The organism is Microbacterium sp. Soil_N32, from assembly GCF_057655505.1.
This window is the reverse complement of the sequence record NZ_JBDGME010000019.1, coordinates 1,172,208-1,192,258: the sequence shown is the minus strand read 5'-3', so window position 1 is coordinate 1,192,258 and position 20,051 is coordinate 1,172,208. Positions and strand designations below refer to the sequence as shown.

Below are 20,051 nucleotides of genomic sequence, written 5' to 3'. Positions count from 1 at the left end.
GGCGGGGGGATGCCCTCGTCCGAACTCGGCCCGGTTCTGCCGGATGCCGAGTACCTGGTGCTGTCGAGCAGGCTCATCCCCGGCCTGGACGGCGGATACACCATCGCGACGCTCGCGCGCGCCCGCCAACTCGCGGGAGCGGGTGTCGCCGACGGGCGCGGCCCGCAGTTGCTGACGTTCGACCCGGGAACCGCCGCGGATCACGCGCTGCACCGCGACACGTTCGTCGCACGCGGGGCGCTCACGGATGCCTCGCGGATGCGCAACCTGTTCGACGAGGCCGTCGACACGCGGGGCGGAGCGGCCGACTGGCTGCGCGCCGCCGCTGATCCGGCGCTCGTCGCGCATGACGAGATCGAGTACCGCACGATCGAGGATGCCGAGGGGCGGCCATTCGTGGCGCTGCCGGTCATCCCCGGCAACCCCGACTGGCACCTGAGCGTCGAGCCGGTCCTGATCTTCGACGAGGACGGCCGCACGCTCGGTGGGCTCGCCGGGTTCGGCGGACTCTACCGCGCCTGGCTGTCGCACCTCGTGGCGCAGCTCGGCGATCGTCCGATCATCGTCATCTGCGAATCACGCCAGCTCGGCGAGCTCATCGTGGGCTGGGCGGATCCGCGGGTGCGCATCGTGCACACCATCCACACGATCCACCTCGAGGCGCCCTACACGGCGGATGCCCCGATCAACGCTCTGTGGACGCGATGGTTCGCCATCTCCGACCGGTTCGACGCCGTGATCTGGCCTACCGCCACGCAGCGCGACGACGTGGTGGCCCGATTCGGCGACGGTGCGCGCAACGAGACCGTGCCCAACCCCATTCCGCCCGTGGACCGCCGCGATGATCTGCGAGAGCCCGGGCTGGTGGTCGTCCTCGGCCGCCTCGCCCCGGGTAAGCGCGTCGATCAGGCGATCCGAGCGTTCCTCGCCGCCGACGCACCCGACACGCGACTCGAGATCTGGGGCGGCGGGCCGGAGCAGCAACGCTTGGAGGCGCTCATCGCCGAACTCGATGCGGGCGACCGCGTGGTGCTCGCCGGGTACACCGACGATCCGGGTCGCGTACTCGACCGGGCATCCGTCGTGCTCACCGCCACCGCGTTCGAGGGCCAGCCGCTGTCGATCGTCGAGGCGCTGCTGCACGGGGCCCCGGTGGTGTCGTACGACGTGCGCTACGGCATCCGCGATGTGCTCGGGATGGGCGGGGGACTGCTCGCCCCGAGCGGCGATGTCGCGGCGTTGGCCGCCGCCCTGCGCGACGTGCTCACGAATCCCGAGTTGCACGCCCGCATGAGCGCGGAAGCCCCGTCGGTCGCCGCTGCCTGGAGTCCCGAGAAGTCGCTCGCCGCCCTCACCGAGGTTCTCGCCGGCGTCGCCGCCCGCCCGCCTCGCCGCTGACACCCCTCGCCTCCTTCCGCTCCCGTCGCATTTCCTGTCGCCGGGGCACCGTTCCCGCGACAGAAAATGCGACGGGAGCGGAGAAGAGCCCGACGGGTCGGGCCGGAAGGTACGGGCGGAAGGGCCGGGGGGATGGGAGTGGGCGGGGAACAGAAGGGCCCGCCTCCGGATGGAGACGGGCCCGGTGACGCGGGGGCTGGGGTCAGCTCCGCGCCTTGCTGTTGCGACCCACGATGAGGCCGTAGATCAGCAGCACGATGATCGAGCCGCCGATGGCGAGCAGCCAGGTGCCCAGATCCCAGAACTCGGTGAGCGGGCGGTTCAGAAGAAGTCCGCCGAGCCATCCGCCGAGCAGCGCGCCGACGACGCCCAGGATCAGGGTGACGAACCATCCGCCGCCCTGCTTGCCGGGCAGGATCAGCTTCGCGAGGGCTCCCGCGATCAGACCGAGAAGAAGAAAGCCGAGAAAGCTCATAGTGACCTCCTAGTACTCAGACGACGTTCGCCTGATTTCCCCAGTCTCGCCTCTCAGGGATTTTTCAGATAACCCCTTGCGCAGCGGCGCCGGACATGGCAGAAGGCCCGCCTCCGAGGAGACGGGCCTTCCGGCGGATGAGCCGATCGCGGGTCAGTTGTTGCCGCGGACGATCGCGATGATGCGCAGGATCTCGACGTAGAGCCAGACGACCGTGACCATGATGCCGAAGGCGCCGAGCCAGCCGAACTGACGGGGAGCGCCGTTGCGCACGCCCTGCTGGATCTGGTCGAAGTCGAGCACCAGCGAATAGGCCGCCATGAAGACCACGAGCACGCCGATGATCACGCCGAGCGGGATGCCGGCGATGGTGGCGCTGTAGAGGCCGAACGCCTGGCCCTCGGGCAGCACGCCCGTCCACATGAGGATGAGGTTCAGGACCGAGAAGACGAGGTAACCGAGCATCGCGATCATCACGATCTTGGTCATCTTCTTCGACGCGCGCACCTTGCCGCTCGCGAAGAGCGCCAGCGTGACGCCGACGACGGCCACCGTCGCGAGCGTCGCCTGCAGGACGATGCCCGGCCACATGACCTCGAAGAACGCGGAGATGCCACCGATGAACAGACCCTCGAAGGCCGCGTAGGCGAAGATCAGCGCGGGGCGGACCTTCTTGCGCGAGGTGAAGGTGATGACCATGGCGAGCACGAAGCCGCCGAGCGCCCCGACCATCCACGGCACGAGCGAGACGCTCGCGAGCGAGTTCAGGTCGATGCCGCCGAGGGTCCAAACCCAGCCGACGACGGCGGTGACGAGGAGGATGCCGAACAGGCCGGCGGTCTTCCAGACGGTGTCTTCGACCGACATGCGGTCGGTCTCGAGCGAGCCGGCGGACGGAGCCGCGTACATGCCCTCGAGCTGTGCGTTGGCCGCGGCGTCCATGCCCGCGTGCTGGAACGACGCGGTCTGGGCTCCCTGAGCAGCCCGCGGCGCGCCGGGGTAGGTCGCGACGTTCCGCGGGTCCTGCTGCTGGAACGCCGGATTGTTGAAAGCGAAATTGCTCATCGGTGGGCCTCACTCCAAAAGGGGATCGTAGGTCGCTTCCCTCCACGATACCCGCGCGGGTGCCGAGATGGGGTGGCTTACGCTGTGAGCGTGCCCAGGAAAAAGCCGCTCGTCATCGGCCATCGCGGCGCACCCGGGTACCGGCCCGAGCACAGCCGATCGTCGTACGAGCTCGCCTTCGCGATGGGGGTGGATGCCGTCGAGCCCGACGTCGTCGCCACGAAGGACGGCGTGTTGGTCGTGCGCCACGAGAACGAGATCTCCGGCACGACCGATGTGGCGGAGCATCCCGAGTTCGCCCATCGCCGCACGACGAAGCGCGTCGACGGGGAATCGCTCACGGGGTGGTTCACCGAGGACTTCACATGGGAGGAACTGTCGGGCCTGCGGGTGCGGGAGCGTTTGCCGAAGCTGCGCCCCGACAGTGCGCGCCACGACGACGCCGAGGGGATGCTCCGCCTCACCGATCTGCTCGCCCTGGTCGACGCGGCCTCCCGGGCGCACGGACGCGAGATCGGCGTCGTGCTGGAGGTGAAGCATCCGACCTTCTTCGAGTCCATCGGCATCGACCTCGTGCCGCTGATCGAGCGCGACCTGCGTGCCGCCGGGTGGGCCGACGGTATGTGCCCGCTCGTCGTGGAGTGCTTCGAGTCGACCGTGCTGGGACGGCTGCGCGAGCGGGGCATCCGGGGGTCGTACGTCTTCCTCGTCGAGGCGTCCGGCCAGCCGTTCGATCTGGTCGCCCTGCACGGTGCGAGGGCGACGTCATACGCCGAGATGATCGCGCCGGCCGGGCTCGACGCGCTCGCCGGGGCCGTCGACGGCATCAGTGTGAGCAAGAAGCTGCTGCTCGTCCCGGGGAGCACCCTCGTGCAGGATGCGCACGACCGCGGGCTGCAGGTCTTCACCTGGACGTGCCGACCGGAGAACGCGTTCCTGTCCCGGCGGTTCCGCGGCGCCGGGGGGAAGGCGGCGTTCGGAGACTACGCGGGGGAGTGGGCGGCGATCGCCGCACAGGGCGTGGACGGCGTCTTCGTCGATCACCCGGACCTCGGGGTCGCGGCCTTCCGCGGCTGATCGCGCGGAGCCGCAGGCGGATACGCAGGTCCGCACGACACACCCGGTCCGTCGGATCGCCGCGTCCCCGTTCCCGCGGCCGTGCTGACAGACTGTCGCGCATGACCGGAATCGTTGTGCAGGACGTCAGCCGTGCGTTCGGGACCGTGCAGGCCGTCCGATCGGCCACGCTGGAGGCGCGGCCGGGGCGGGTCACCGGCCTCGTGGGGCCGAACGGGGCGGGCAAGACGACGCTGCTGCTGATGCTCGCCTCGTTGCTCGCGCCCGACGCGGGCTCGATCCGTCTCGCGGGCGTCGATCCGGTCGAAGATCCGCTGGCCGCCCGTAGGGCGCTCGGATGGATGCCGGATGCGCTCGGTGCCTGGCCGTCGCTCACGGCGCGCGAGACGCTCGTGACGACGGGCCGCCTCTACGGCATGACTCGCGATGACGCGGCGCGGCGAGCGGTCGAGCTCCTCGGTGTCGTCGGGCTCACCGAGCTCGCCGATGCGCCGGCGAAGGTGCTGTCGCGAGGCCAGAAGCAGAAGCTCGGCCTGGCGCGGGCGCTCGTGAACGACCCGCAGGTGCTGCTGCTCGACGAGCCGGCCTCCGGTCTCGATCCGGAGGCGCGTGTGCACCTGCGCACGCTGCTCCGCGACCTGGCGGCGCAGGGCCGCACGGTGCTCATCTCGAGTCACGTGCTGTCGGAGCTGGAGGAGGTGATCGACGACGCCGTCTTCCTCGTGCGCGGAACCGTCGTCGATGCCGCGCCGGCCCAGTCCACTGCACGCACGTGGCGGCTGCGGCTCGCGGGCTCGTCGACCGAGCGGTGGAACGCCGACGCGTGGCAGGTCGCGTCGGCCCTCGGCGTGCCCGCGGAGAGCCTCGGCGCCGACCGCGGCTCGGTGCTGCTCGGTTTCGTCGACGAGGAGTCGGCGGCGCACGCCCTGCGCACGCTCGTCGGCGCGGGGCTGCCGATCGTCGAGTTCGCTCCGGCGCAGAGCGCGCTCGAGCACGCCTTCCTGCACCTCGACAGCGGCGGCGGCCGGCATCCGTCCGCGACCACCGGAACGGGGGCGGACGCATGAGCCTCTCGCACATCGGCACCATCGCGCGCCTGGAGCTGACCCAGCGACTGCGCAGCGTCGGTTGGTACGTGCTCCTCGGTGTGTTCGCGGTGGTGCTCATCGGAGTGACCGCGCTGGCGTTCGCGGTGTTCGGGTACGGCGAGGCCATCGGGGCCGGCGTCTACTCGGTCGTCGTGAACATGGTGCTGCTGCTCGTGGTGCTCATCTCGCCCACACTCAGCGGCAACGCGATCAACGGCGATCGCGATGCCGCGACCCTCGCGGCCGTGCAGGTGACGGCCGCCTCGACCGGCGACATCATGCTGGGGAAGCTGCTCGCCGCCGTCGCGTCGGGAGGGGCGTTCCTCCTCGTGGCGCTGCCGTTCCTCGCGCTCTCGCTGCTCGGGGGAGGGGCCGACGCCGTCGTGCTGCTCGTCTCGCTGCTGGTGCTCGCCGCAGAGATCATCGTCGTCGCCGCGATCGGGGTGGGTCTCAGCGGTCTCATCGCCCGCCCGCTCTTCTCGGTGGCGACCACCTACCTGGTGGTCGCCGCACTCGTCGTCGGATCGCTCATCGTCTTCGCGCTCGGCGGCATGGCGGTGCGCACCGAGGCGACGAGTTACAGCCGGCCCTACACCGCGAACGGCACGCCGATCTGCGACGAGTGGGACGAGTACCCCACCGAGGTTCCGCGTTTCGACCTCGTCTGGTGGGTGCTCGCGGCGAACCCGTTCGTCGTGCTGGCCGATGCGACGCCGACCGAGTACGGTGCCGGCGGGTACCCGGTCGACCTGTTCGGTCAGATCAAGCTCGGGGTGCGCAGCGCGCAGCTCTCGCCGCTCGAGCAGCGGTGGGACGCGTGCGCCGATTCGCCGACCCCCACCGCCCGCGAGGTCATCGAGTCGACCGTGCCCAGTTGGTTCGTCGGGCTGGGCGTGCAGGTCGTGGTGGCCGGGTCGCTCTTCGCCGGCGCTTGGGCGCGCACGGGCACCCCGGCCCGTCGCCTGCCGCCCGGCACCCGGATCGCCTGACCGTCACCTCGGCCCCCGCCCCGCGGTGTCGGATGCCCGGCCTAGACTCATAAGGCCATGACCGAAGCTCCCCTCATCGTCCCCGGAACCGCCGGCCCCCGCTCCTCCGGGACGGCCGAGTCCGACGACCTCCTCGCCGGACTCAACCCCCAGCAGCTCGAAGCCGTCACGTACCGCGGCCCCGCGCTGCTCATCGTCGCGGGCGCCGGGTCGGGCAAGACCAGCGTGCTGACCCGCCGCATCGCCTCGCTGCTGCGCAATCGCGAGGCCTGGCCCAGCCAGATCCTCGCGATCACCTTCACCAACAAGGCCGCCGGCGAGATGCGCGAGCGCGTCGAGGGGCTGGTCGGCGAGGCCGCGCGCGGCATGTGGATCTCGACCTTCCACTCGGCCTGCGTGCGCATCCTGCGTCGGGAGGCGCAGCAGTTCGGCTTCACCAAGTCGTTCACGATCTACGACTCGGGCGACTCCCGCGCGCTCATCAAGCGTCTGGTCAAAGAGCACGAGGCGGATGCCTACGGTCTCACCCCCGCGTCGGTGCAGTCGCGCATCTCGAAGCTCAAGAACGAGCTGTCGGATGCCGAGGCGTATTCGCGCCAGGCGAACATGTCCGACCCCGCCGAGCGCATCTTCGTCGAGCTGTTCACCGACTACCAGCGGCAGCTGCAGAAGGCCAACGCCTTCGACTTCGACGACCTGATCGGGCAGACGGTCTATCTCTTCCGCGCCTTCCCCGAGGTCGCCGACACGTACCGCCGCCGCTTCCGGCACATCCTCGTCGACGAGTACCAGGACACGAACCACGCCCAGTACGCGCTCATCCACGAGCTCACCCGCCCGGTCTCGACCGCGTCGCCCGAGCCGTATGCCTCTGGCGGCATGATGATCTTCGAGCCCGAAGCCGACGCCGACGATCCGGCGACCGCCGGGGCCTCGCTGACGGTGGTGGGCGACTCCGACCAGTCGATCTACGCGTTCCGCGGCGCAGACATCCGCAACATCAGCGAGTTCGAGCGCGATTTCCCCGGTGCGCGCGTGGTGCTGCTCGAGCAGAACTACCGCTCGACCCAGAACATCCTCTCGGCGGCGAACGCCGTGATCGGCAACAACTTCGACCGCAAAGAGAAGAAGCTCTGGAGCGATCGCGGCGACGGCGACCGCATCATCGGCTTCACCGGCTACTCGCAGCACGACGAGGCGCAGTTCGTCGCCGACGAGATCGAGGCGCTGCATCGGGCGGGCACGCCCTACTCCGAGATGGCCGTCTTCTACCGCACCAACTCGCAGTCGCGCGCGCTGGAGGAGATCTTCATCCGGTCGGCGGTGCCGTACAAGATCATGGGCGGCACGAAGTTCTACGAGCGCGCCGAGATCAAAGACGCTCTGGCCTACCTCGTCGCCGTCGCGAACCCCGCCGATGAGATGGCCGTGCGGCGTATCCTCAACAAGCCGCGCCGCGGCATCGGCGATGTGACCGAGACCGCCATCGCCCGTTTCGCCGACGAGCACGGCATCACGTTCCGCGCCGCTCTGTCGATGCCGGCGCAGCTCGGGGTCGGCCCGAAGATCCAGGCCGCGATCGCCCAGCTCGACGCCGTGCTCGACGAGGCCACCGCGATCATGCTGCCCGCCTCGGGCGAGGTGCCGCCGCCGACCTCGGTCGCCGAGGGGTTGGGGCTGCTGCTGTCGAAGAGCGGCTACCTCGACGCTCTGCGCGCCAGCCGAGACCCGCAGGACGAGGCGCGTGTCGAGAACCTCGACGAGTTCGTCGCGGTGGCCCGCGACTTCGCTCGGAACAACCCCGAGGGGACGATCGTCGACTTCCTCACCGATGTCGCCCTCGTCGCCGACGCCGACGAACTCGACGACGAGTCGGGATCGGTCTCGCTCATGACCATGCACACCGCCAAGGGCCTCGAGTACGACGCCGTGTTCGTCACGGGTGTCGAGGAGGACCTCATCCCGCACCGCATCTCGGCCGGCGAGCCGGGCGGCCCCCAGGAGGAGCGCCGGCTGTTCTACGTCGGCATCACCCGCGCCCGCAAGCGCCTGCACCTGTCGCTCGCGATGACCCGCGCGCAGTTCGGCGAGGTGACGGTCGCGATGCCGAGCCGCTTCCTGCAGGAGATCCCGGCCGCGCTCATCGACTGGCGTCAGTCGCCGGGCGACGTGAACTCGCGCGGCGGCATGCAGTCCCGAGCGCTGAACGCGCGTCGGCCGGGCGGGAGCTCCGGGGGCGGAGATCGCTTCGGCGTCAAGCCGCTGCCGGGTCGCGAGTCGCTCAAGCCGCTGTCGACCGCGATGGACCGGTTCCCCAACCGGGTCACCGCGAAGGTGCGCGACAACGGCGACCTCGAACTGAACGCCGGCGACCGCATCCGTCATGCGGACTTCGGCGAGGGACGCGTCGACGCCGTCACCGGAGAGGGGGCGAAGCGCATCGCGCACGTGCGGTTCGACACCGCCGGGCAGAAGAGGCTCCTCATCAAGGTCGCGCCGATCGAGAAGATCTGACGCGCGGACGTCGCGGCGGCGAGGGTTAGGCTGGCTCATATGGCCCTCTTCTCCCGCCGCAAGAAGTCCGCTGACGACGCCGTCACCTCCGCCCCCGAGACCACGGACGCCGTCGAGACGGACGACGTGACGACACCCGCGGAGGAGGGCGCCCCGACCGGCACGGCAGGGGAGGCACCGGCCGAGGCGGCTCCGAGCGTCGGAATCTCGGTGCAGGCCTTCCGTGGCGTCGGCGCCCAGGCGGGCCCCGAGGTCGAGCTTCCCGACCCGGACGCCCCGGCTCCGGCATCCTCCGCCCCGCGCGCATCCGGCCCGGCCGCCCCCGCTCCGGCGGCGGCGACCCTGCCCGCGGGCGCGACGCCGCTCGTCTCCTCCGAGCCGCGTCTTCCGCTGGCCCCGGCCCTTCCGCCCGAGCAGACCGAGAGCGTTCCGGGCATGAAGGACAACGTCCTCCTGCGCGACGCGCTGCAGCAGGTCGAACAGGGCGCCACCAACGAGCAGCTGCTCGGAGTACTGCGTCAGGCTCTGCAGAGCCACCTCTTCATCCGAGTCAACGGCGACGCGCGTGCGCAGATCGCCGAGGGCAAGCCCCTCACGGTCGCGGTGGTGCGCGATGAGGAGCGTCAGTTCATGCTGGCCTTCAGCTCGGCGGCGGCTGTGCGCGATTCCGTGCAGGCCGAGCCGGACCCCGCCTCGACGTCGGCGGTCGCCCAGCCGACGACGGCGGTCATCCAGCACGTGGTGTCGGGGGACTTCGCGGGACTCATCATCGACAACGCCTCTGCCCCGCACCGCGTGGTCTTCCCGACGGAGCTTCTGCAGAAGACCCTCGACCAGGCCGACCCCGCCATGACGGTCAAGTCGATCGTGTCGGCGCCCCGCGAGCAGGACACCACCGCGAAGGCCGGCGAGGCGCTGGCCCGCACCCGCATGTGGGTCGCCGTGAACGAGGGCGGAGCCGACGGTCAGGTGGGTATCGCCGAGGCGCAGTCGACCGACGGTCGGCGCTTCCTGCAGCTCTTCACCCACCCGCTCGAGGTCATCGCGCTCGGACGCGGCGACCGGCCGTTGCCGTTCGAGCCCGCCCAGCTCGCCAAGGTGCTCACCGGTCATGCCGAGATGGCGGGGGTCGTGATCGATCCCGCCGGTCCGTCCCTCCTCCTCGACCGCGCGGCGCTCGCGCCCGTGCTCGAGATCGCGCCGGCCGACGAGAGCTGAGCGCACCGGCCTTCCCCGCATCGGCGTCGCGCCCTAGGGTCGGAGCATGGCTTCCGAACGCGTGACCCTGACCGTCGCCGACCCCGAAGGGGAGCGCGAGGTGGTGCTCTCCAGCCCGAATCGCGTGGTGTGGCCCGACCTCGGGATCACGAAGGCGGAGTTCGCGGAGTACGCGCAGGTCGTTGCGGAGCCCTTCCTCGGTGCGAACGGCAACCGGCCGGTCTCGTTGGAGCGCTATCGCGACGGCATCGGCGGGGAGGGGTTCTTCTCGAAGAACCCGCCCAAGGGCACGCCAGACTACGTCGACGCCGTCACGGTGACGTACAACAGCGGTCGACGGCATCCGCAGATCGTGCTGAACCGTCCGTCCGCCCTCGTCTGGGCGGTGCAGATGAACACCGTCGTGTTGCACCCGTGGGCCTCGCTGGCGACGGACCCCGACAACCCCGTCGAGCTGCGCATCGATCTCGATCCGCAACCGGGCACCGATTTCGCCGACGCGGTCGTCGCCGCCCACACGCTGCGCGAGGTGCTCCGCGAGGCGGGGCTCGAGGCGTTCGCGAAGACCAGCGGCAACCGCGGGCTGCACGTGTTCGCGCCGATCGTCGCCGAGCACGAGTTCCTCGACGTGCGCCACGCCGTGATCGCGGCCGGGCGCGAACTCGAGCGCCGTATGCCCGAGCAGGTGACGATGAACTGGTGGAAGGAGGAGCGCGGCGAGCGCATCTTCATCGACTTCAACCAGGCCAACCGCGACCGCACGATGGCGGGCGCGTACAGTGCTCGGGCGCTTCCCGGGGCGACGGTGTCGACCCCCGTGCACTGGGACGAGCTCGAGGGGCTCGACCCGACGCGATTCACGGTGCGGAGCATCCCGGGCCGGCTGCAGGACGTCGGAGACCCCTGGGCCGAGAAGCAGGCCGCACCGGGACGCATCGACACGCTGTTGCAGTGGTGGGAGCGCGACGTGGCCGACGGGCTCGGCGAGCTCCCGTTCCCGCCCGAGTTCCCGAAGATGCCCGGCGAGCCGCCGCGCGTGCAGCCGAGCAAGAAGGTCGCCGCCCACTGGGACGCCGACGGAGAGCCCGTCGAGAAGGCCTGACGGTCAGCCGATGACGTCGGCGAGGTCGTAGCCCGCCACCGTGTCGAGCTGGTCGTAGGTGCACGACCGCGCATCACGGTCGGGACGCCAGCGCTCGAACTGCACGGTGTGCCGGAACCGCGCACCCTCGAGCTGGTCGTACCGCACCTCCAACACCCGCTCGGGGCGCAGCCGCACGAACGTGGTGTCCTTCGCGCCCGAGAAGCGCGACCTCTCGCCCTCGCCGGTCACCGCCGCTCCGCTCGCATCGCGCTCGACGAGCGGGGCGAGCTCGTCGACCAGTTCGCGCCGGCGACGGTCGCTCCAGGCCGCCACCCCTCCGACCTGGTGCAGGCCGCCCTCGGCGTCGTAGAGACCCACGAGCAGCGAGCCGACGCCCGTGCCCGATTTGTGCACGCGGTACCCGAGCGCGACGACGTCGGCCGTACGGGCGTGCTTGATCTTGGTGAGCGTGCGCTTGCCGGGTGCGTAGGGCTGGTCGAGCGGCTTCGCGACGACCCCGTCGAGACCGGCTCCCTCGAACTCCGCCAGCCACCGCACGGCGGCATCGCGGTCTCGCGTCGTGCGCGTGATGTGCAGCGGATGCCCGACGCCGCCGAGGAGCGCCTCCAGTCGTTCGCGGCGCTCCGCGAACGGCCGGTCGCGGAGGTCGTCGTCCCCGTCGGCGAGCAGGTCGAACGCGATGAACATCGCCGGCGTCTCGGCAGCGAGCTTCGCGACGCGGGAGGCGGCCGGATGGATGCGCTGACTCAGCGCCTCCCAGTCCAAGCGCTGCGCGCCCTCCGGGCCGGTCGCGACCACGATCTCGCCGTCGAGGAGGCAGGGACGCGGGAGCAGGTCGGGAATTGCCTCGACCAGCTCGGGGAAGTACCGGGTGAGGGGCTTGGCGCCGCGCGAACCGATCTCGACGCTCTCCCCGTCCCAGGCGACGAGTCCGCGGAAGCCGTCCCATTTCGGCTCGAACAGCAGCCCTCCGCTCGTCTTCGCCGGGTCGGGTACGGCGGCGGCGGCCTTGGCCAGCATCGGGGCGGGGATGTCGTAGCGCATGCCCCCATCCTGACGGCGGCCGCGGCGGGCATCCACCCCCTTGCCTCGGCGACGTCGGCGGGTCGCGGGCTCAGCCGAACAGGTCGTCGAGCTCGTGCGGGAGGCCCGCGTCGGCCAGGGCGGTGCGGGCGGCGAGCCAGCCCGACATGCCGTTGACGCCCGGGCCGGGAGGAGTGGCGGCCGATGCGAGGTAGACGCCGCGCATGGGGGTGCGCCAGGGGGCGACCGACAGCGTCGGACGTTGGATCGCCTGCCGCATCGTGAACGCCCCGCCGTACACGTCGCCGCCGATCTCGGCCGGGTTCACCGCCTCGCGCGCCGACGCCGGTACCGAATCGTGGGCGAGGATGCGGTCGCGGAAGCCCGGGGCGAACCGTTCGATCTGGCGCGTGATGAGCTCGGTCGCGTCGAGATCGGAGCCGGAGGGCACGTGGATGTACGCCCACAGCACCGCCTTGCCCTGCGGCGCCCTGGTCGGGTCGAACACCGACGGCTGCACCGTGAGCACGTAGGGGCGTTCGCTCACCCGGCCGCGTGCCACCGCGTTCTCGCTCGCGCGCACCTCGTCGCGGGTGCCGCCCACGTGCACGGTCGGCGACTGCGCGACGTCGGCGTTCGCCCACGGCACCGGGCCGTCGAGGGCGAAGTCGACCTTCGCGGCGCCCGGTCCGTAGCGGTAGCGCCGGAGCGCCCGCGCGTAGCGCGACGGGATGCCGGGGTGCGTGAGCGCGAGGCGCGGGGAGGTGTTCAGCAGCAGCAGGTCGCCGCGGCGGGGGTCGCCCCAGTCGAGGGAGCCGAGGTCGCGCACGTGCGCTCCGGCCTCGACCGTGCCGCCGTGCGCCTCGAGATCGGCGACGAGCGCGTCGGCGATGCGCTGGGCGCCGCCGCGCGGGTACATCCACCCCTCGGCGTGCCCGAGGGCGGCGAGCAGCAGCCCGGCGGCCGCGCCGGCCAAGGAGGGGAGCGGAGTGCTCGCGTGCGCGAGGACACCGGTGAGGAGCGCCGCGGCCTCCTCGGTGCGGAACGCGCGGGACGACAGGGGCGTGCCCTGATCGAGCATCCGCACGGCGTAACGCGCCGCCGTGATCGGATCCCGCGGGATGCGCGGGATCTGGTGCCCGGTGAAGTCGACGACGCCGTCGATATGACGCGCGAGCGGTCGGAGACGCGCGAGCCACGCATCGCGATCCTCGCCGAGGTCCGCCGCCGTTCGGTCGATGTCGCGCCAGGCGACCGCGGCCCTGCCGCCGTCGAGGGGATGCGCGTAGGAGATCTCGGGGCGGATCCACTCGACGCGCTCGGCGATGCCGAAGGCGCGGAAGAACGGCGAGGAGAACGCCGCAGGATGCACGGCCGAGCACACGTCGTGCCGGAACCCCGGCAGCGTGTTCTCGACGGTGCGGATGCCGCCGCCGATCGTGTCGGCCGCTTCGAGCACGCGCACCTCGTAGCCGGCGCGCGCGAGCGATACCGCCGCCGCGAGTCCGTTGGGCCCACTGCCGATGATCGTCGCCCGTGCCATGCCGCCCAGTCTGTCACGCCGTGCGGGGCGGGCGACGGGCGCCGGCGGTCCGCAGTGCCGTGCGGACATGCGATCCTGGAAGGGATGAAAGAAGTTCAGGGCCCCACCCCCGCAGGCACCTCCCGTCCGTACCGCACGCTCGCCGAGGCGCTGCGCCATCACCGCATCGACCCTGTCAACCACGAGTTCATCCGAGCGATCGTCGAGGGGTCCGACGTGACGTCGCTCATCGACCGGGGTCGCTACATCGAGGCCATCCGTCGCGGGGACCGCGCCCCGCTGCACATCGGGCGCACGTACACCAACGGCTTCGCCGAGGACGACGTGATCGTGCGGGGCTCGACCCGCGTGCGACTGCAGCCGAGCGAGGGGCGCCCGCCGTACTACTACGTCGATCACCCGAGCGAGTTCGCGCCCAGCGCCCCGGCGAAGGCTCCTGCGCGCCGTGCCGCGACGCCCCGCACCCCCGCCGCGCCCCGCACCCCGGCCGCGACGCCCGTCACCGAGCGCGAGTACGGCGTGTGCGACGTGTGCTTCATGGTGAAGACGCCGTCCGGCGGCTGCGGCTGCGACTGATCCCGCGCCGGAGTCCAGTCACACGAAGGCGCTCATCCCCGTGATGTCGCGCCCGAGCAGGAGCGCCTGCACGCTCTCGGTGCCCTCGTAGGTGTGGATCGCCTCGATGTCGGCGAGGTGCTGCATGACGCCGTTCTCGAGCAGGATGCCGTTGCCGCCGAGCAGGTCGCGGGCCACGGATGCGATGCGCCGGGCGGCGCGCGTGTTGTGGAACTTCGCGAGAGACGCCTGCGTGGGGCGCAGACCGCCGGCGGATTCGAGGTCGGCGAGCCGGCGGCAGTAGAGCTGCATCGCGGTGAGGTCTTCGAGCATGTGGGCGAGCCGCTCCTGCACCATCTGGAACTTCGCGAGCGGCTTGCCGAACTGCTCCCGCTGCGTGGCGTAGGCCAGGGCCGCCTCGTAGCAGGCGGTGGCATGGCCGAGCGCCGACCAGGCCACGCCCGAGCGTGTGGCGTACAGCACGATCGATGCGTCCTTGAAGCTGCGGGTACCGGGGAGCACCGCGTCGTGCGGCACGCGCACGTCGTCGAGGCGAATGTGCGCCTGATGGATGGCCCGCAGCGAGGCCTTGCCCGGGATGACGGTGCCGGTGTACCCGGGGGTGCTCTGCTCGACGAGGAAGCAGCGCACCGCGCCGTGCTCGGGGGCGTCCGGGTCGTCGACGCGCGCCCAGACGAAGGTGATGCCGCCCGAGGCCCCGTTGCCGATCCACTTCTTGGTGCCTCGGATCACCCAGTCGTCGCCGTCGCGACGGGCCACGGTCTCGAGGGAGACGGAGTCGGAGCCGTGGTCGGGTTCGGTGAGCGCGAAGGATCCGAGCACGGAGGCGTCGGCCAGGGAAGTGAGCCAGCGGTCCTGCTGGGCGGGGGAGCCGAAGAGTGCGAGGGTGCGCAGGGCCAAGCCGCCCTGGACGGCGAGGATCGTGCCGAGCGAGCCGTCGCCCCGCGAGATCTCCATGTTCACCAGGCCCGCCGCGAGCGGCGAGAGGCGCGTGAGTGCGGGGTGCTCGACGCCATCGACGACGAGGTCCATCTCGCCCATCCGTCGGGCGGCGGTGAGGGGGTACTCTGCCCTGTCCCAGGCATCCGCCATCTGCGGGGCGACCTCGTCGACGTACGCCTGCGCACGTTCCCAGGCGGCACGGTCGTCGGCGGGGATGTCGGAGAAGACGGCGTAGTAGTCGGTGCCCTGTCGGCCGGTGATGTCGTACGACGAGGTGCGCTCGCCGGGGAGGGGGGTGGCGTCGGTGCTCATGGAAGTCCCTTCGTGGCACTTGGTATCGTACGCCGAGATACTCGGTTCCACGACCGTGGGTACGGCAAACGCTGCGGGCGGGGCGCACTTCGCCCGGGGGCTGGCGAGGGTCAGTCGAGCTGCGACCGCAGTCGGCGCGTCACCTCGGCCACCGGCATGGAGCGCGGGAACACCGCCACGACGAGGTCGTCCGGCGCCTGGTCCGAGGCATCGGCGGGCACGCCGTACCGCCGGCGCACATCAGCCAGCGCCGCCTGCAGCGTCGCGACCGGCACCTTCTTGGTGCCGCGGAGCAGCTGCCGGAGCACGTGATTGTGCACCGCCGTGACGAGTGCCGCGAAGCCCACCGCGTCGAGCGGGTCGACGCCCGGCAGCGCGCTGCGCAGGTAATCGTCGAACAGCCGCTCGTACCGGAACACCGTGATGATCTCGCGCTCGCGCAGCACCGGCACCTGACGCACGATCTGGTACCGCCGGCGCGCCATCTCCGGGTCGCGGGCGAAGTGCGCGAAGACCGATTCGGATGCCGCGCACACGGCGCCCCACGGATCGTCGTGTCCCTCGCCGAGGAACGCCCGCAGCCGCTCGAGAAGAGCCTCGTGGTCGGCGAACACGACGTCTTCCTTGCCCCCGAACTGCCGGAAGAAGGTCGAGCGCGAGACGCCGGCCGCTTTGGCGATCTGCTCCACCGACGTCTGATCGAACCCCTGCGACGCGAAGAGCTCCAGCGCAGCGGCCACGACGCCGGTGCGCAGTTCTGCGGATTCGTGCATGGCATGAGCCTAGACCTCGCGCGCGCGGGGCCGCGCGGGCCGCGGGGGCGCCCAGGTCGAGGTAGTAGGCTGTGGGACTGGTCGATGTCTCGACATCGAGAGAATTACCAGACCAGCAGCCCAGTGAAGGAACCACAGTGGATCTGTACGAGTACCAGGCACGAGACGTTTTCGAGAAGTACGGAGTGCCGGTCCTCGCCGGCATCGTCGCCGACACCCCCGAGGAGGTGAAGGCGGCCGCCGAGAAGATCGGCGGTGTGGTCGTCGTCAAGGCGCAGGTGAAGACCGGAGGCCGCGGCAAGGCCGGCGGCGTCAAGGTCGCAAAGACCCCCGATGAGGCCTACGAGGCCGCGAAGGCCATCCTCGGCCTCGACATCAAGGGCCACGTCGTCAAGCGCGTCATGGTCGCCCAGGGAGCCCGCATCGCCGAGGAGTTCTACTTCTCGGTGCTGCTCGACCGCGCCAACCGCTCGTACCTGTCGCTGTGCTCGGTCGAGGGCGGCATGGAGATCGAGCAGCTCGCCGTCGAGAAGCCCGAGGCCCTCGCCCGCGTCGAGGTCAACCCGCTGACGGGCATCGACAAGGAGAAGGCCGTCGAGATCGCGCGCGCCGCGAACTTCCCCGAGGACCTCGTCGAGAAGGTCTCCGACGTCTTCGTGAAGCTCTTCGAGGTCTACAAGGGCGAGGACGCCACGCTCGTCGAGGTCAACCCGCTCGTGCGCACCGAAGACGGCGACATCATCGCCCTCGACGGCAAGGTCACGCTCGACGACAACGCCTCCGAGATCCGCCACCCCGAGCACGAGGAGCTCGAGGACAAGGACGCCGCCGACCCGCTCGAGGCGAAGGCGAAGAAGTCGGGCCTCAACTACGTCAAGCTCGACGGCGAGGTCGGCATCATCGGCAACGGCGCGGGTCTGGTCATGTCGACCCTCGACGTCGTCGCCTACGCAGGCGAGAAGCACGGCGGCGTGAAGCCCGCCAACTTCCTCGACATCGGCGGCGGCGCCTCGGCCGAGGTCATGGCCAACGGTCTCGACGTGATCCTCGGCGACCCGCAGGTCAAGAGCGTGTTCGTCAACGTCTTCGGCGGCATCACGGCGTGCGACGCGGTGGCCAACGGCATCAAGGGCGCCCTCGAGACGCTCGGCGCCACGGCCTCGAAGCCCCTCGTCGTGCGCCTCGACGGCAACCGCGTCGACGAGGGTCGCGCGATCCTCGCCGAGTACGCGCACCCGCTCGTCACGCTCGCCAGCACCATGGACGAGGGCGCCGACAAGGCCGCCGAGCTCGCCAACGCCTGATCGCCAGAGACACAAGGACTAGAGAAATGTCGATCTACCTCAACAAGGACTCCAAGGTCATCGTCCAGGGCATCACGGGCGGCGAGGGCACCAAGCACACCGCTCTCATGCTGAAGGCCGGCACCCAGGTCGTGGGCGGCGTCAACGCCCGCAAGGCCGGCACGACCGTGTCGCACACCGACAAGGACGGCAACGCCGTCGAGCTGCCCGTCTTCGGCTCGGTCGCCGAAGCCATGAAGGAGACCGGCGCCGACGTGTCGATCGCCTTCGTGCCCGGCGCCTTCACGAAGGACGCGATGGTCGAGGCCATCGACGCCGAGATCCCCCTGCTCGTCGTGATCACCGAGGGCGTGCCCGTCGGCGACTCGGCCGAGGCGTGGGCCTACGCGCAGAGCAAGGGCAACAAGACCCGCATCATCGGGCCGAACTGCCCCGGCATCATCACCCCGGGCGAGGCGCTCGTCGGCATCACCCCGGCGAACATCACCGGCAAAGGACCGATCGGCCTCGTGTCGAAGTCGGGAACCCTGACGTACCAGATGATGTTCGAGCTGCGCGACCTGGGCTTCTCGACCGCCATCGGCATCGGCGGCGACCCGGTCATCGGCACGACCCACATCGATGCGCTCGCCGCGTTCGAGGCCGACCCCGAGACGAAGGCGATCGTCATGATCGGCGAGATCGGCGGCGACGCCGAGGAGCGTGCAGCCGAGTACATCAAGGCGCACGTCACCAAGCCGGTCGTCGGCTACGTCGCGGGCTTCACGGCACCGGAGGGCAAGACCATGGGCCACGCCGGCGCCATCGTCTCGGGCTCCGCCGGCACCGCGCAGGCGAAGAAGGAGGCCCTCGAGGCCGCCGGCGTCAAGGTCGGCAAGACGCCGTCCGAGACCGCCGCACTGATGCGCGAGATCGTCGAGTCGCTCTAAGCGCTAAGCTGGAGAGGAAGGCCCCGGGCTCCACCCCGGGGCCTTTCTCATGCCCGCTGGTGTGCGGTGATTCGCTCCCGTCGCGCGAATGGTCGCTCTGGAGGCGGAGAAGAGCCGTTCGTGCGACGGGAACCGCGAGCGGATGCGCGGCGGGACGGAGAAGGGGACGGATGCCGTGGCATCCGTCCCCTTCGTCGTTGCGTGTCAGACGCCGAAGAGCGCCTCGATCGGGCCGCGAGCGAAGAAGATCACGAACCCGACTCCCACCGCCCAGAGCAGCGGGTGGATGGTCTTGGCGCGACCGGAGAACGCGTTCACGACGATCCAGCTGACGAAGCCCGCGCCGATGCCGTTGGCGATCGAGTAGGTCATCGGCATGACGGTGGCCGTGAGGAACACCGGGAGCAGCACGCGGAAGTCGCTGAGATCGATGTTCTTGATCTGCGCGAGCATCAGCGCGCCCACCAGCACGAGAGCGGCCGCCGCGACGGCACCCGGGACGAGCGAGGTGAGCGGGGTGAAGAACATCGCGACGAGGAACATCGCGCCGGTGATGAGGGTCGCGAACCCCGTGCGCGCGCCCTCGCCGATACCGGCGCCCGACTCGACGAACACGGTGGCCGACGACGACGACGTGCCGCCACCGGCGATCGCGCCGATGCCCTCGACGACGAGCGCCGACTTGATGCGCGGGAAGTCGCCCTTCTCGTCGGCGAGGTCGGCCTCCTTCGCGAGGCCGGTCATGGTGCCCATCGCGTCGAAGAAGTTCGAGAAGAGCAGCGTGAAGACGAACATCACCAGGGCCACGATGCTGACCTTGCCCAGGTCGAAGCCGAAGTCGACCTGTCCGACGAGGCTGAGGTCGGGAAGGCCGACGATCGAACCCGTGAAGCCGAAGTCGAGGCCGAACGGCCAGATCAGGTTGACGATGCCGCCGAGCACCGTGCCGCCGACCAGGGCGATCAGGATCGCGCCCTTGACGCGCAGGGCCGTGAGCACGCCGCCGATGAGCAGCGTGATGACGAACAGCAGCGTCGGGATCGAAGCGACCGAGCCGCCGATGCCGAGATCGACCGGGGGAGAGGCGTTGTTCGTCGCGGTCACGAAGCCGGCGTTCACGAAGCCGATGAACGCGATGAAGAGGCCGATGCCGACCGTGATGGCGAGCTTGAGCTGCACGGGCACGGCGTCGAAGATCATCTTGCGCAGGCCGGTGGCCGCGAGCAGCACGATGATGAGTCCGTTGATCATGACGAGGGCCATGGCCTCGGGCCACGTCACCGAGCCGACGACGGAGAAGGCGATGAACGCGTTGATGCCGAGTCCCGCCGCGAAGGCGAAGGGCAGGCGCGTGATCAGGCCGAACAGGATGGTCATGACGCCGGCGGTCAGGGCGGTCGCCGCGGCGACGGCGGGGCCGGCGAGGGTGTTGCCGTCGACGTCGGGAGTCGACAGGATGATCGGGTTGAGGATCACGATGTACGCCATCGTGACGAACGTCACCAGGCCCCCTCGGATCTCGGTGCCGAAGGTGGAACCGCGCTTCGTGATCTCGAAGAAGCGGTCCAGGCCGTTCTTCGGCTCGGCGCTCGCGGTCGCAGGGGCGGGGGACGGGGCAGTTGTCATTCGGGTGAACCTCCGGATGAGACGATATCGTGTCGCCCGAGCCGCGCGCGCCCGCCCGGGCGCACCCCTGTTCTCGTCGTAGTCTCGAAGCGCT

Annotated in this window: 17 protein-coding genes; 10 read left to right on the top strand and 7 right to left on the bottom strand. The window is 70.5% G+C overall.

Features of this window, described 5'->3' with window-relative positions; translation table 11 throughout:
* Nucleotides 1–9: 9 nt before the first annotated feature.
* Complete coding sequence (locus tag AC3A3J_RS13870) at nucleotides 10–1,398, top strand: glycosyltransferase (protein ID WP_487672826.1); 1,389 nt, start codon at nucleotides 10–12, stop codon at nucleotides 1,396–1,398.
* A 202-nt stretch (nucleotides 1,399–1,600) separates the two neighbouring features.
* Here the strand turns inward: AC3A3J_RS13870 and AC3A3J_RS13865 are convergent, their stop codons facing one another.
* Both AC3A3J_RS13865 and AC3A3J_RS13860 read right to left on the bottom strand, forming a co-directional pair.
* Nucleotides 1,601–1,873, bottom strand: coding sequence for a GlsB/YeaQ/YmgE family stress response membrane protein (locus tag AC3A3J_RS13865; RefSeq protein WP_487672825.1), 273 nt, complete (start codon nucleotides 1,871–1,873; stop codon nucleotides 1,601–1,603).
* A 153-nt stretch (nucleotides 1,874–2,026) separates the two neighbouring features.
* The gene (locus AC3A3J_RS13860) at nucleotides 2,027–2,938 is read right to left on the bottom strand and encodes a Bax inhibitor-1/YccA family protein (RefSeq protein ID WP_487672824.1); all 912 of its coding nucleotides are present in this window, start codon (nucleotides 2,936–2,938) and stop codon (nucleotides 2,027–2,029) included.
* 90 nt (nucleotides 2,939–3,028) lie between these two features.
* Here AC3A3J_RS13860 and AC3A3J_RS13855 point away from each other — a divergent pair, with 90 nt between their 5' ends.
* The 6 genes from AC3A3J_RS13855 to ligD all read left to right on the top strand — a co-directional run bounded on the left by AC3A3J_RS13855 (nucleotide 3,029) and on the right by ligD (nucleotide 10,926).
* Nucleotides 3,029–4,015 (top strand): glycerophosphodiester phosphodiesterase family protein, encoded by a 987-nt coding sequence (locus tag AC3A3J_RS13855; protein ID WP_487672823.1) that lies wholly within the window; start codon nucleotides 3,029–3,031, stop codon nucleotides 4,013–4,015.
* Between the two features lie 101 nt (nucleotides 4,016–4,116).
* Nucleotides 4,117–5,082 carry an ABC transporter ATP-binding protein gene (locus AC3A3J_RS13850; protein ID WP_487672822.1) on the top strand — a complete coding sequence of 322 codons (966 nt, stop codon included), beginning with the start codon at nucleotides 4,117–4,119 and terminating at the stop codon, nucleotides 5,080–5,082.
* Entirely contained in the window at nucleotides 5,079–6,092 is a 1,014-nt protein-coding gene (locus tag AC3A3J_RS13845; RefSeq protein WP_487672821.1) for an ABC transporter permease, read from the top strand. Before AC3A3J_RS13850 ends, AC3A3J_RS13845 begins: the two co-directional genes overlap by 4 nt.
* Nucleotides 6,093–6,149: 57 nt before the next feature.
* On the top strand, nucleotides 6,150–8,606 hold the full coding sequence (locus AC3A3J_RS13840) for an ATP-dependent helicase (protein WP_487672820.1): 2,457 nt from the start codon (nucleotides 6,150–6,152) through the stop codon (nucleotides 8,604–8,606).
* Between the two features lie 39 nt (nucleotides 8,607–8,645).
* The gene (locus AC3A3J_RS13835) at nucleotides 8,646–9,824 is read left to right on the top strand and encodes an SseB family protein (RefSeq protein WP_487672819.1); all 1,179 of its coding nucleotides are present in this window, start codon (nucleotides 8,646–8,648) and stop codon (nucleotides 9,822–9,824) included.
* Nucleotides 9,825–9,870: 46 nt separating this feature from the next.
* Nucleotides 9,871–10,926 carry a non-homologous end-joining DNA ligase gene (gene ligD, locus AC3A3J_RS13830; protein ID WP_487672818.1) on the top strand — a complete coding sequence of 352 codons (1,056 nt, stop codon included), beginning with the start codon at nucleotides 9,871–9,873 and terminating at the stop codon, nucleotides 10,924–10,926.
* A gap of 3 nt (nucleotides 10,927–10,929) precedes the next feature.
* On the opposite strand, the gene AC3A3J_RS13825 is transcribed toward ligD, so the two are convergent.
* Nucleotides 10,930–11,973 (bottom strand): ATP-dependent DNA ligase, encoded by a 1,044-nt coding sequence (locus AC3A3J_RS13825; RefSeq protein WP_487672817.1) that lies wholly within the window; start codon nucleotides 11,971–11,973, stop codon nucleotides 10,930–10,932.
* A gap of 70 nt (nucleotides 11,974–12,043) precedes the next feature.
* Nucleotides 12,044–13,495, bottom strand: coding sequence for a phytoene desaturase family protein (locus AC3A3J_RS13820; protein ID WP_487672816.1), 1,452 nt, complete (start codon nucleotides 13,493–13,495; stop codon nucleotides 12,044–12,046).
* Between the two features lie 84 nt (nucleotides 13,496–13,579).
* Here AC3A3J_RS13820 and AC3A3J_RS13815 point away from each other — a divergent pair, with 84 nt between their 5' ends.
* Nucleotides 13,580–14,071 (top strand): hypothetical protein, encoded by a 492-nt coding sequence (locus AC3A3J_RS13815; protein WP_487672815.1) that lies wholly within the window; start codon nucleotides 13,580–13,582, stop codon nucleotides 14,069–14,071.
* Nucleotides 14,072–14,089: 18 nt separating this feature from the next.
* Here the strand turns inward: AC3A3J_RS13815 and AC3A3J_RS13810 are convergent, their stop codons facing one another.
* Together AC3A3J_RS13810 and AC3A3J_RS13805 are read right to left on the bottom strand one after the other, a co-directional pair.
* Nucleotides 14,090–15,325 carry an acyl-CoA dehydrogenase family protein gene (locus AC3A3J_RS13810; protein WP_487672814.1) on the bottom strand — a complete coding sequence of 412 codons (1,236 nt, stop codon included), beginning with the start codon at nucleotides 15,323–15,325 and terminating at the stop codon, nucleotides 14,090–14,092.
* Nucleotides 15,326–15,435: 110 nt separating this feature from the next.
* A complete protein-coding gene (locus AC3A3J_RS13805) occupies nucleotides 15,436–16,098 on the bottom strand; it encodes a TetR/AcrR family transcriptional regulator (protein WP_487672813.1) in 663 nt (220 codons plus the stop codon).
* Between the two features lie 137 nt (nucleotides 16,099–16,235).
* Here AC3A3J_RS13805 and sucC point away from each other — a divergent pair, with 137 nt between their 5' ends.
* Nucleotides 16,236–17,402 (top strand): ADP-forming succinate--CoA ligase subunit beta, encoded by a 1,167-nt coding sequence (gene sucC, locus AC3A3J_RS13800; protein ID WP_314646065.1) that lies wholly within the window; start codon nucleotides 16,236–16,238, stop codon nucleotides 17,400–17,402.
* A gap of 26 nt (nucleotides 17,403–17,428) precedes the next feature.
* A complete protein-coding gene (sucD, locus tag AC3A3J_RS13795; RefSeq protein ID WP_314646066.1) occupies nucleotides 17,429–18,331 on the top strand; it encodes a succinate--CoA ligase subunit alpha in 903 nt (300 codons plus the stop codon).
* Between the two features lie 204 nt (nucleotides 18,332–18,535).
* Here sucD and AC3A3J_RS13790 read toward each other — a convergent pair whose 3' ends face one another.
* Complete coding sequence (locus AC3A3J_RS13790; RefSeq protein WP_314646069.1) at nucleotides 18,536–19,957, bottom strand: NCS2 family permease; 1,422 nt, start codon at nucleotides 19,955–19,957, stop codon at nucleotides 18,536–18,538.
* Between the last annotated feature and the right edge of the window lie 94 nt (nucleotides 19,958–20,051).